The following is a 12,812-nucleotide window of genomic DNA, read 5'->3' on the forward strand; positions in this document are numbered from 1 at the left end:
ACCACTGCAATATCAGGCGCAGGTACATCAGAAATACATGCTACAATAATTGATGTTGGATCGCTCGCAGTAGGATCCGTCGTATCATTTATGGTAATGGTCTGAGTAACATTAATACTATTACCAGCTTCATCAGTTATACTGTAGGTTCTGATAATAATTTCCGGGTTACTATTCCCATTACTAACATCACTTTCAAAAGCTACTGTTGGAGTAACTCCACTATTATCGGCCTCATCCGTAACTACCGCTATATCGGAGGCAGGTACATTTGCAGAACATTGAATATTAATTGGCAAGGGATCGCTAGCAGTAGGATTTTCTGTATCAGAATTAGACAATGTAGTTACATCATTAATATGATAAATTTGCCCTTGATTTCCCACTCCATCTTCTAAGAATAGATATATATCATATGTGGTACTAGCGTTCAAAGAAGAAATCACTTCTTCTACATCTGTATTAGCTACATCCATTAAAAAATTTCCATTTTCTGTCGCTCCTACTCCATTCAAAACATCATCATAATCAACAGTTCCAGAAAAATTACCTGGAAAAATTGCATAATGAATCGTTCCCGTTTCAGGACCATTAACAAGTAAAGTAAACCCTGATATAGTTTCATCAATTGCTTGAGGATACCCATTATTTAAAGGCATTGCATAATGATCTCCCCCAAAAATAACGTAAGCTTCTCCTGTTCTATCAGTACTCCCTTCTGGGGTTTCACCAGGACTTCCTACAATAAAATCAGAAATACCATCACCATTAAAATCTCCATCACCACTTACCGGCCTCCCTATATTACTTGTTCTAAACCCTGGAATAACAAACCCGTTAACTCCGTTCAATGAACTTTCGTTTATAGGATTAGGAAATCCTGTTGTATTTCCAAATACTATATAAGCATTAGCATCTGGCCCAGATTCTGCTCGATATACGGAGATAAAATCATTTATACCATCTTGATTAACATCTCCTATAGAAGCCGAAGTTAAACCGCCTGGCAAAATAAAACCATATGTACCATCTTGAACACTACTAAATGGAATATAAGCTGGAAAAGGATCCGTTGATTCTTTCCCAAAGATAGCAGCTGTTTCAGAAAAGAAATCATCAATACCATCTCCATTGATATCACCTAATGTTCCTGTAAATGCCAAAAAATTGCCTCCTGTATGATCTACTACAAAACCATTACTCCCATCTAAAGAAGTAACATCGACCAGTGGGTCAAAGCTATTACGTCCAAAAATGACGTGAGTTCTTTCTATAAAAGAACTACCTGAAGTTATTGACCAATCACCTAATATAATATCATTAAACCCATCATTATTAATATCCCCTGTTCCACCAACAAGATATGCTTCTCGTAAACTATTGCTATATGAGCTGGTCCTAAAACCATTCATACCGTCTAGCCAAGAAGCATCAACACTAATTGGAAAATTTGAAGGTCTCCCAAAGAAAATCCAAGCGTCGCCGCCAATGGCTTTCCCTAATATAAAATCGTTTCGACCATCTCCATTTACATCACCCAAAGCTCCTATATCATTCATTTGTGTCGAAACACTATTGGTGATAATAGTAAATCCCTCGGAAAAACCTATATCATTTCTATTGATTACGGCATTGAACGGAGAAGATTTCCCATATAAAACAACGATTCCTGGTGAAAATCTACTTGCTCCGATAACAACATCATCAATACCATCTCCATTAATATCACCAACACCTTCAACAACCAATCCAATAGCTTCTGTTTGAGTTATTCCTTCAAAAACAAAACCATTAGAACCATTTAATATATTTACATCGAACACGGAGGGAAAGCCAGTATCTGATCCAAAAATGATATATACAACTCCAGCTCCTACAACTCCTCCCCTTTCAGCACTACTAAAAGAAATTGATATATCTTCTAAACCATCATTATTAATGTCTCCTATAAATTTAGTTTCTGCCCCAAACTGTGAACTTGCCTCTACACCAGGAATCCGAAAACCATTACTACCATTCAACGAAGTAATATCGAAATTGGCAGGATATAATTGATTTTGTGCTTGCGAAGTAGAACAATTTAAGTAACATAAAAAAATAAAAACAACATTCTTGATTATAAAAGTGACAATACTCTTATTCTTCATGATTCTAATTTTAGCAGAACAAAATTATATAGAACATAAATATTTCAAATCACCATAAACAGTGTTTTGAAAAAACAAGCACCTCCCTGTTTTCAGGGTATAGTTTTTCACATAAAAACGTGAGTATTCTATCTTAGATATATTGCATATTTGTAAATTAATTTTAGAATTAAAATGTAGAAACAATTTTATTAGTAAGATTTTATAACATCAAATTTTGGATAAAACAACTAAGAGTTATACATGAAAACACTACAAATCATTGGCATTATATTGGGAATTTTGATAGGCATTATTTTTGTCTATTATACTATAGTGATAGTACTTTTTTCATGGGTTTCATCTCCATCGACCAATGGAGCCGTAGCTATCAATAACAATATTAGTAATCAATATTATTATAAAGAAAACGAAATTGTATACGTAAGTAATGCTAACTTTTTTAGTTTAGGAGCAAGAAAAATTGAAAAAGCAGATCGAACATCTTTTGAAGTAATAGCATATAACTTAGCTAAAGATAAAAATTACGTTTACTATAACGAGAAAATTCTTATAGGTGCAGATCCAAAAACATTTGAACCGATCCTTGATACAGTTTCTGAGGAAAAATACACTTCCTACTACTACACCAAAGATGCTAATCATGTATTTTATTTTTTTGACATTATAGAAGAAGCAAATCCAAGCACTTTTCAATATTTATGCGGTGATTTTTCAAAAGATGACAAAACTCTTTTTTACAACAAGAACAAAATCCTCAATATCGATGAAATACCATTAGCAATAAAAAATGATACTGCTGGAAACTATTTAAAAATTGGAAATGCTATTTATTATAAAAATCATCTTTTAAAAGTTACCAATGCTGATCGTTTTGAAGTTATTAAAGGAGCTTTTGCTACAGATTCTCATGCTATCCATTTCCATAATAAAGTAATTAAGGATGTTGATGCTGCAACTTTTAAAATCATTAACAAAGACTATCAATCAGATAAAGACCATCTCTACTATAAGACCAAAGCATTACCAAATGGTGATCCAAATAGTTACAAGTTTATAGATCCGTTATTCTCTAAGGATAAAAATAACTTATATTATATCGGTAGCGTTGTAATGAATCCCAACGCTAAAGATTATAGTACCAAAAAAATTAATCATTTAAATAACAACTACAATCTAAGATGGTTGAATTATGATGAAAACCATGTCATTTTTACTGATGAAAAAAACTTGAATAAAATCTCTGAGAGTCACACACTCTTTGAAAATGAGATATACTGCTTCTCCAACCGAATTATTGATGCTGATTATAAAAGCTTTACGGTATACGAAAATTGCGAAGATAGATATGCAAGGGATCAAAATCACATTTTTTATATGGCATCAGTAATTAAAGATGCCGATTTTGATTCCTTTGAAACCATAAACGCTAGCTTCGCAAAAGACAAAAACCACGTATACTTTTTTGAAAAACGTTTGCTCTATACGGATCCGGATACCTTTGTATATAAAGAAGGAATGTATGGAGAAACTATTGATGATCATACTGATAAATTAATTTATACCCCTTTAAACTAATGGTAATGAATTCTTATGAAAATTCATCCATCATCTTTACTCCAGGAAATTGAACAAACGAATGATTATCTTCATTATAATATGTGGCTACAAGGTTCTATAACGTTAGAATTCTACTTTCAAACAGTCCCATATCTCCTGTTTTTAGTTGCGCTAATGTTATAAAAAAGCCGAACACCTCTCTGGTTTTTTTATGTTCTTCATATCCTTGTCCCAATGTAGTAAAAACAAGAATATTTTATTTCTTTAGCTAATATATTAGAATCTTCAAAATACTTTGTTTCTATTATTTCCGTTTGTTCGGATATTCCTGCACTTATAAGTAAGTACGTTTTTTTTTGATGCAATAAAATAATAATGACTCTTTTAATTTTCTTTAAGAGTAAGATGTTTTTCTAGGTCCTTCATTAGAATAAATATTTTCTTACTATTCACAATAGGTTATGACGCATTTATGATTTTAAAATAGGTTTTTAAAACAAAACTTTTTTCACTGTTTTCAGGGTAGTCATTTTCACCAGAAAGGGTGTTCCGCACAGCTCAGATATATCACATCTTTGTACTGTAGTTATTGATAAACAATACATCAAGATTTACAGCATTAAACTAATTACTAACCCTATAAAACCATAAAGATATGATCTGGGGAATCTCATTAATTTTATTAAGTATTTTAGCAGTACCATCATTATTGCTTTCAAAAAAACCTAACGCCAAAGAACTTTTAGAAAAAATCGAACCATACCAAGGATGGATTGGACTTGTATTTTGTTTCTGGGGAGTTTGGGGAATTATTTCAGCTATCTTAAATCTTGGGTGGCTTACTACATACCCAATCTGGTGGGTGACATTATTAGCAGGTAACATTATTTCTGCAGTACTAGGATTTATGTTAGGTTTTGGACTTATCAATAAATTTTTCTTATCCAAAAATGAAGCAGCAAAAGAAAAAGCTAACGAACTAAGAGCAAAATTAGCTCCTAAACAAGGTAAACTTGGAGTATTTGGACTAATCGTTGGTGGATGGATGATTGTAGCATCATTCCTTTTCTTTACATAATATGTTAGTTAGTTGAAGAATGGGGAGAGAACGAAACCTTTCTTTAAGATTGAATTCTCTCTCCTATTCCTAACTCAAGTAAAGTTTCAAACTAAAAGAATATCTAACATACATTGATTTGCCATGATTATATTCGGAACAAGTTCTTCTACCATACATCCTGCAAAACTTGATGGAGGTTGCTGTCCTTTTTGCAAAACAAAAAATCAGATGTGGATTCAGGGGTATAGAAAATACTTTCATGTATTCTGGATTCCGTTTTTCCCACTATGGAAAAAAATCTACTCAGTATGTAGTCACTGCAAAGGTGTTTTTGAAAAAAAAGAATTTAAAGACCAGGAATTGATCACTAGTTTCGAATACTTCGAAAACAATAAAATCAAAATTCCTTGGTATCACTTTACCGGTATTATCCTTGTATTATCATTGATTACGTTAATATTCATATTACCATTTTTAACTAAATAAACAATTTTAAATTACGCAAATTATCAAATTATGAAAACAAAGATTTTATTTCTATTAAGCATTATAGCACTTGGAACTTCAGCAACATTACAAGCGCAAAAATTAAAAAAATTTGGAAGCTCAATCGAGAAAAAAATAGGTCCAAAAACTATCAAAGTACCATATACAGAAGTAGTATCATATCTTGGATATGCAGCTCCAGGTAACGAAGATGAAGTAAAGGATGGAAAAAAATTCTACTACATTTACGTATGGGTGCCACTTGCAGCTCCAGAATTAGGAGTGCGAATGATGTCTCCAGTGGGGAAAAATAAAATTAAAAAAGCTACAATGTCTAAGGCATACGAAGAGAATGCTAAATCCGCAGACTATTTTGATACGTATATTACACTAGAACGTTCAGATATTATTAGTACAGATAATATCAGTCAAGATGCTGTAGATAATGCTAACTGGACTACTCTAGAACGTAATGATGATAGTGGAGAAATGCCAAAACAACCAAGTGGTAGTACTTATAACTCTTTGTTAAGATACAAAAGTGATATTAATGATCCTTTAAAAGCACTGACTGTTGGGTTATACCGTATAGGTTTTACTACATATAAAACCGGAGAAGTAAAAGGTACTTTCGTAGCAGAAGTTGCTGCTCCAATAAAAATACCAGGTGTAGTAATGGCTAAAACCATTAAAGACCTAAAAACGGGACTTAGTAAATAATACATTCTTAACAAACAAAAACTGGATAGTTATTCCTATGTCAACAAAAACATAGGGATAACTTTCTTTCACTTCTTCTTTCTAAAACAATTAATTCACTTACGTTATGCAAGATGACGCGGAAAAAAATCAAAAAGAAAAAAAGAGTATTCTCGATGATATATTAGGCAATGCTATTTCTTCTACCAAGAAATACGAAGAAACAAACGCTGGTCTTGAGACGAAAAAATGTAAAAACTGTGGTGCTGCTAGACCAAGCGATACAGATCTTAAATACTGCGATTTCTGCGAAAATCAATTTTACTAAAACTTAACAAACCTATTAAGATGTCTTTTACAGTCACACAAAATAGATGGAATACTTTTCTTACCAAAATTGAAGATCGATTTCACGAAGTACTGAGCAAAACAGAAGTTGTATTACCATTATTATTTGAAGCTACTGATTTTGAAACTACAACTTTCCAAAATGCTTGGCAAGGGATATATTCACAAGCTTATGATTTGATTTCTAAAATAGAGGATACTTGGTATAATAAAGTAGAAGACACCTTTTTAAACGTAGATTTAGATGATGACTCCATTCAATTAATCAAGGAACGAAATAAGGGGTTTCAACTTCAACATAACCTAGATCAAGAATTAAAATCATATGAAGTTCGGATTTTCTCGGAAGCAGCAAAAAAACTACTGGCTATAGCAAAAGACACACTGTCTAAAGATTTTTCATGTACTCAATGTCAAGCAAAACTCCCTGTAAAAAATAATTTTTTCAGGTCTTATTACAGTACCTGCGATTATTGCCAAACTGTAAACACTTTCGAACCGGGAACCAAAGCAAGAAACATAGAACATTTTGCTATTGATGCCTTAGGACAAGCGGCAGCACTTGAGCATTATCTAAAATATGAAGAGCTTAAATTTCAAAACTACCTAAATGATCGAGATGTTTATGGAAAAGATGAGCTAGCAAACCAGTATCGAAAATACGTAGAAGCCTTTCTAAAGAAAAGGATCGAAATCATTCCGGATTATCAAGATAGATATGAAAAAGATCTCAACGCTAAAATGTCATTGATAATCGATTATTCATAAATCAAAAAAAAGAAAAATATGGCTAATTCATTTAGTAATCAATTACGCTCCGTTATTGAGTGGCAAAATCCAACGTCCGATACTCTTTTTGAGAAATGGACTCAAAGTGGTGATGAAATTAAAAATGCATCAAAACTCATCGTCGGACCAGGACAAGGATGTCTTTTTGTATATGAAGGTAAGGTGGAAGGTTTTTTTGAAGAAGAAGGGTTATATGATCTTAAAACGGGCAATATTCCTTTCTGGACGACCATCAAAAATATAATGTATAAATTTGAGTCTGCCCATAAAGTAGGAATCTATTTTTATCGAAAAGCAGAAATGCAAAATATTCGTTGGGGCACTCCTTCTCCAATAACCTATAAAGATCCTGTATATAATTTTCCGGTTGGACTAGGTGCATTTGGTAATTTTTCATTTAAGATTACTAAAGCTATTGACTTTTTTACTAATGTAATTGCAGGTGAAGATTATTACCCAGTAAAAGCAATACAAAAAGTGATTTTATCAAGAATCACACAACCTATAAGTGATTTTCTTGCCAAAGCATCCTTTAGTTATGTTGACATTGACAAGCATCGTATTGAGATTGCCGAATTTTCTAAAGCCTCATGCGAAAGCATCTTCAATGAACTAGGTTTTGAACTACTAGATTTTAGAATAGAAGGAACCAGTTTTGATGAGGAAACAAGAACTAGAATCAGTAGAATAGCAGATATGAGTGCTGAAGCACAAGCGATAAAAGAACTTGGTGTAAGCTATCAAGATTATCAACAGCTCGAAGCGCTTAAGAACATGGCAAAAAATGAAGGTGGTGGAAACTTAGGTATGCAAATGGGTGCTGGTCTTGGTATGGGACAAATGATGGGAAATATGATGAACGGTCAGAATCAACAACAACAGCAAAATACTCCTCCACCAACACAATCAAACCCAGATGATCCTATGCAAAAATTAGAAAAACTAAAAAAAATGTTTGATGCTGGGTTTATTGATGAGCAAGAATACAAACAGAAAAAACAAGATATACTATCTCAATTTTAATAAAAATTAATTACAAAAACCAACATATCATGAGCAACACAAATGAACTATATCAAAACGTTTCTGGAAAACAAAAAGATGAATATAAAGAATATCTAACAGTAATAGATCGAATGGATTGGCACAGTTATGATTATACTACCTGGCCTTGTGCAGATTTATCTTTCCGCGATATCGAAAAAGATGAAGCATGTGATTTATGGCCATTTAAACCTAATCTAAACGAGCCACATTGGGTAGATCTTAATAGTCAATTTAGATCAGGTATCAGGAGATACGGATACGCAAACAGATTCGAAATGCCGGAACAAGTACAAGAGCTTTCTCATAGTATTGCTAAAGAAAAACTCTCAACTATTCAAGGACTTCAACATAGTAATCCAGATGAATTTAATACTCAAATTAAACACTATGGTTTTTCTAATGAGAAACATTTTTCTTGGGGGATTTCACTATTAGATTCTGCAGAAGAACAAGCGATGGATGCTGCTGATGATTTTCTGAAGGAACAAAAGGCAAAACTTGATTCGCAAATGGATGCTCACATAGAAGCCGCTTCGGAAGGTGGATTACTAGATCCAATAAACGGAATTGATATGGAAACTTGGGCTGCTGCAAATGCAAAAATCGCAGGCGGTATGGATTTTGAAGATGTATTGAAAGTAGTTGAAACAGAAAAACCCATTTGGGATGAAGTTTCTGCAGAGTGGACCGCTAGAATGTCTCAGGATACTACGTTTGCAATTTCAAAAGTATATGGTGATGCATTTCTGAATTCTGATATTGGAAAATTTGCATCAACAGGAACCAATGAAACATCAGAAACAAGTGCTACTGCAAGTGGAAGTTCATTAGAAAAAGTTTCTGAAGATTTTGAATTATACATAAAAATTATGTGTCATCAAAACATGGGTGCTGCACAAGGAAAAGATGCTGCTTCTATACTTAATGAATATGGACTTAACGTTAGCGATTGGAGCTCTGTCGGAGCACAGTGGTCCACAAAAATGGCAACTGATACCCGCATGGCTTTAAAAATGGGAGAACTAATGGAAAAATACAATGCGGAGTTTGCTACAGCAGGAGCTGGAGACGATATAGATTTCTAGGGGTATTAGTTTCTAGATAACAATGACCTGATGGTTATCAATAAATTCCATGACATTAGATATAGTTAATACTTGATAAAATCAGGTCATTCGTTTTATGAAATAGCAGTATATTTCTAATCCTTATGATCAACGCTAGAAAAAAAGAAGAAGAGTAATACAACTAATTCAAGAAAATGAAATCAGTCCTTTTATTAATCACATTATGTATGCAAATGACATATTCTCAAAACACGAAGCCAAACGAAGAAGTAAAACGACTAGTTGAATTAGGAAGAGATCATATTATCAAACTGGCTTTAAAAAAAATAGGAGAGCAAGAAACAGTAGAGATCAAAAAAGAGGATTTCCATTTCATTACTGTAAAAGCAAGTGATCAAAGAATATTAGTAGAACTGGGTTATAATGTTTTATACTTACCCAAGAATACTAGTCATTATTCGGGTATTTCGGTAGAGTTTCCATCTAAATTTATTTCCAAAAGCAGCGTAAATAATGATGGAAAAAACACTACTTTTTATCGACCAACATCAGAATACTTAAAAGTTATTAATTTCATAATGAATCCTGATGGAACACGTACTGATATTTTTAACAAAGGAAAGAGATGGTCCCCAACGATTATTTATGAAAAAGAAAAACACTACTTAGTAGATTTTTCTGCAAGAGATCCTGAATTAGGAGGAGGGTTTTCTAAAGAAGAGATAGATAAAGAAACTGGAGAAGTACTCTCTACTCTGAGTGGTCATTATGCAAGAATGCCAGAAGATATGTTTCCGAGAGATTTATCAGGTGAAAAAATAGAACGAGAAGAATTTATTGAAATTAGCAATTGACTTCAAAATAGAGAAACTTGAGAATAAAATTATATTAATTTTTGGAGTCACAATAGAAACCAAAAATTAATAATAATCTTGTATCTAGTGTAAAACCTGATCTAAATTAAATTGATCATAATTATTAAAAAACACTTAAAATGCAGGAAACAAAATCGTAATAGTCATATGGTTAAAAAAGTATTTATTCTTCTAGTCTTAATTTTGAATAATCCAATGAAAGCACAAGAACCAAATTCGGAGATGTATGTCACCGCGGTTGCCGAACTGATTGATATTTTTTCTACAGGAAAAAGACATAATTCTCATGTCTTTACTTTTAAAATTAAAAAAGTACTTTCAGGAAGTACGAACGATTCAATTTTCAAAACTCAAGAAATCTTTAATGATTTTGGTGCTTCCGACATATTTTTAAAAACTAAATCACACCTATACAATATTGAACCTAAAGAAAGTACGGATGTAGTTATAAAATACACATCGAACGGTCGTCTAAAATGGATTGCAGAAAAGAATAGAAGATTTAGTTTAGAAAGCTTAGAGTTACTTTTAGAAACATATACTAAGAAAAATAATCAAAAATCTAATTTTAACATGCTCATCGAACGTGAAGGAAAATTATTTTTTAGTGATGATGGCAAAAATCAGAAAATAGCAGTAGAATCCCGTACAGGTTACAGAAACTGGGTTATCGCAACAATTGACGAATAAAAAAAATATTAAGAATAATTGCTCAGAAAAAAAGCCACTCTATGTGCGTCTATTACTTTTATGCTCCAAAGGCATCAATTCCTTTATCTTCTCTACTATATTATAAGCTGCAGGACAAACGACGATATTTTTGCATAGTTAAGTCAGAAATCTAATAAAACTTTTTTCGATCGGTATAAGGGAACTCTTTACAAGCTTTTGATCTTACATCATAAATCAAATAATAATTATCTGCATCCAAAAAAAGCATTAGATGTTTCTTGTAACACAAAATCTACATCCTCATCTTTTTTCAGATATTGATCTTCAAACTGAATAGATTTCATTTTTGAATGCTTCGAAATTCGAATTTAAAACCATAATGACTCTCCAAAATATTTTTAAAAAAGTCATTAAAAAAAATTATGCAAAAAAAACGTTAAAAAAATACAGTTTATAATTAAAAAATATTCATATTTGATACTCTTTTTAACAAAAAATAAGTGTGTTTAATTTAATCAATAACTTCAATAACTAAAAACATGAAAATAAAAATTTTACTTTTACTAAGTATATTTACTTTAGGTAGTTCTGTTGACTCTCAAGCACAGAAATTAAAAAAATTCGGTAGTTCAATAGAAAAAAAGATTGGTCCAAAAACCATAAAAGTACCATATACAGAAGTTGTATCTTACCTTGGATATGCATCTCCTGGAAATGAAGATGAAGTAAAAGATGGGAAAAAGTTTTACTACATATACATGTGGGTACCTGCTGTGGCAACAGAACTAGGTGTAAGAATGAAATCGCCAGTGGGAAAAACTAAAATAAAAAAGGCAACTAAGTCTAAAGCTTATGAAGAAAACGCAAGTTCTGATGAGTATTTTGACACCTATATTACTCTTGAACGATCAGATATTATTAGCAAAGATAATATTAGTGAAGACGCTGTAAAGAATGCTAACTGGACTACACTAGATCGTAATGATGATAGTAGTGAAATGCCAAAACAACCTAGCGGAAGTAGTTACAATTCTTTATTAAGATATAAAAGTGAAATTGGCGATCCGCTTAAGGCATTAACTATTGGTTTATATCGTATTGGATTCACAACTTATAAAAAAGGTGAAGTAAAAGGTACTTTTCTTGCAGAAGTTGCAGCTCCTATCAAACTACCAGGTGTAGCGATGGCAAAAACTATCGAAGAATTAAAAAAAGGATTATAAGATAAATACCTAAAACGCACTTATAAGTATCCCTGCATTTTAATAATAAAAGTGCGGGGATAATTTTTTACAGCATAATAGTAAAAATCACACTTTCTAAGAAGGTGGCTTTATAAAATTCCCAAAAGAGGAAATGACCAACATATAAATTAGTTTCATATTGTGGGCCAGACCTGTCAGGTTTTAAAAACCTGACAGGTCTAAAACAGGCAAAGCAACGATAACATGATCACCAGCTAAGCAGGTGGTTTTTTTAAAGTAAAATAAATAATTATTAAGGAGTACACGAGATTATGCGCGTCTATTACTTTTATGCTCTAAAGGCATTAACTCCTTCATTTTCTCTACTATATTATAAGCAGCTGGACAAACGGCTATATTTTGCATTGTTAAATCAGAAATTTGATGAAATTTTTTTCGATCTGTATGTGGGAACTCTTTACAAGCTTTTGGTCTCACATCATAAATCAAACAATAATTATCCGCAGCCAAAAAAGCACAAGGCACTTCCTTCAAGACTAAATCACCATCTCCATCTTTTTTCAAATATTGATCTTCAAACTGAATAGATTTCATTTTTAAATGCTTCGAAATTCGATCTACATCAATATCTGTAAACAAAGGTCCCGTGGTTTTGCAACAATTCGCACACTCTAAACAATCCGTTTTCTGAAATTCTTTGGTATGCAAATCCTGCATGAATGTATCCAAATTCTTTGGTGGTTTCTTTTTAAGCTTTGCAAAATACTTTTTATTCTCGTTCTGTGTATCTTTGGCCAGTTTCGGTAATTGATCTATGAATTCTTGCATAGAACAAAATTACGAATTATGAATTACGA

Annotated in this window: 13 protein-coding genes; 11 read left to right on the forward strand and 2 right to left on the reverse strand. The window is 32.3% G+C overall.

Features of this window, described 5'->3' with window-relative positions:
- A partial coding sequence (locus tag Q0921_RS05980) for an integrin alpha (RefSeq protein ID WP_299254809.1) occupies positions 1-2,147 on the reverse strand: 2,147 nt, incomplete at its 3' end.
- 243 nt (positions 2,148-2,390) lie between these two features.
- Between Q0921_RS05980 and Q0921_RS05985 the strand changes: the two genes are divergently transcribed.
- From Q0921_RS05985 to Q0921_RS06035, 11 genes are all read left to right on the forward strand, one after another.
- Positions 2,391-3,725: a DKNYY domain-containing protein gene (locus tag Q0921_RS05985; protein ID WP_299254812.1), complete on the forward strand. Its 1,335-nt coding sequence runs from the start codon at positions 2,391-2,393 to the stop codon at positions 3,723-3,725.
- Positions 3,726-4,362: 637 nt separating this feature from the next.
- Positions 4,363-4,785, forward strand: a complete 423-nt coding sequence (locus tag Q0921_RS05990; RefSeq protein ID WP_027393777.1) for a hypothetical protein — start codon at positions 4,363-4,365, stop codon at positions 4,783-4,785.
- Between the two features lie 123 nt (positions 4,786-4,908).
- Positions 4,909-5,253: a zinc-ribbon domain-containing protein gene (locus tag Q0921_RS05995; protein ID WP_299254815.1), complete on the forward strand. Its 345-nt coding sequence runs from the start codon at positions 4,909-4,911 to the stop codon at positions 5,251-5,253.
- Positions 5,254-5,283: 30 nt separating this feature from the next.
- Complete coding sequence (locus Q0921_RS06000) at positions 5,284-5,973, forward strand: Lipl32 family lipoprotein (protein ID WP_299254818.1); 690 nt, start codon at positions 5,284-5,286, stop codon at positions 5,971-5,973.
- Positions 5,974-6,079: 106 nt separating this feature from the next.
- Positions 6,080-6,280, forward strand: coding sequence for a hypothetical protein (locus Q0921_RS06005; protein WP_299254820.1), 201 nt, complete (start codon positions 6,080-6,082; stop codon positions 6,278-6,280).
- Positions 6,281-6,300: 20 nt separating this feature from the next.
- The gene (locus tag Q0921_RS06010; protein WP_299254823.1) at positions 6,301-7,068 is read left to right on the forward strand and encodes a hypothetical protein; all 768 of its coding nucleotides are present in this window, start codon (positions 6,301-6,303) and stop codon (positions 7,066-7,068) included.
- Positions 7,069-7,086: 18 nt separating this feature from the next.
- A complete protein-coding gene (locus tag Q0921_RS06015; RefSeq protein WP_299254826.1) occupies positions 7,087-8,112 on the forward strand; it encodes an SPFH domain-containing protein in 1,026 nt (341 codons plus the stop codon).
- A gap of 29 nt (positions 8,113-8,141) precedes the next feature.
- Complete coding sequence (locus tag Q0921_RS06020; RefSeq protein ID WP_299254829.1) at positions 8,142-9,221, forward strand: DUF6620 family protein; 1,080 nt, start codon at positions 8,142-8,144, stop codon at positions 9,219-9,221.
- Positions 9,222-9,397: 176 nt separating this feature from the next.
- The gene (locus Q0921_RS06025; RefSeq protein ID WP_299254832.1) at positions 9,398-10,057 is read left to right on the forward strand and encodes a hypothetical protein; all 660 of its coding nucleotides are present in this window, start codon (positions 9,398-9,400) and stop codon (positions 10,055-10,057) included.
- Between the two features lie 216 nt (positions 10,058-10,273).
- Complete coding sequence (locus tag Q0921_RS06030; RefSeq protein WP_299254837.1) at positions 10,274-10,768, forward strand: hypothetical protein; 495 nt, start codon at positions 10,274-10,276, stop codon at positions 10,766-10,768.
- A gap of 521 nt (positions 10,769-11,289) precedes the next feature.
- Complete coding sequence (locus tag Q0921_RS06035; protein ID WP_299254840.1) at positions 11,290-11,973, forward strand: Lipl32 family lipoprotein; 684 nt, start codon at positions 11,290-11,292, stop codon at positions 11,971-11,973.
- Between the two features lie 291 nt (positions 11,974-12,264).
- Here Q0921_RS06035 and Q0921_RS06040 read toward each other — a convergent pair whose 3' ends face one another.
- Positions 12,265-12,783 carry a YkgJ family cysteine cluster protein gene (locus Q0921_RS06040; protein WP_299254842.1) on the reverse strand — a complete coding sequence of 173 codons (519 nt, stop codon included), beginning with the start codon at positions 12,781-12,783 and terminating at the stop codon, positions 12,265-12,267.
- Between the last annotated feature and the right edge of the window lie 29 nt (positions 12,784-12,812).

It is taken from the genome of uncultured Aquimarina sp. (assembly GCF_947496855.1).
Classification (GTDB): domain Bacteria; phylum Bacteroidota; class Bacteroidia; order Flavobacteriales; family Flavobacteriaceae; genus Aquimarina.